Raw genomic sequence first — 332 nt, forward strand, 5'->3', positions numbered from 1 at the left:
AAAGAAGAAGTAATCAATCATTATTTAATGGAAAATAACATCATCAAAGAACCAAAATTGATTAAATTAGGTTGTTATAACGCCACTTCTCATACTGGTTTGGTCTTACCTTTACCATCAAAAACTTTCCATGAAATTGATATTGACACCATTTATTTTGATGATGGAATTCGAATTATTCCTGAAAACCAACTTTACACCATCGAAGATTTACTCAAATTATCAAACGGCGCTAAAAATATTTATCTCTTTACTTTTAACGTCCAAAAAAGAAAAAAGATTATCGAATTGTCTGATTCTTTAGAACCCTATCAAGCCATCCGTAATTGGAA

General features: G+C 29.8%; 1 pseudogene. It reads left to right on the forward strand.

The features are described 5' to 3' along the window. Positions 1-332 (forward strand): annotated as a pseudogene (locus tag RI68_RS03015) (hypothetical protein); the annotation flags it as partial.

The sequence above is a fragment of the Vaccinium witches'-broom phytoplasma str. VAC genome, from assembly GCF_000309405.1.
Lineage (GTDB): Bacteria > Bacillota_I > Bacilli_A > Acholeplasmatales > Acholeplasmataceae > Phytoplasma.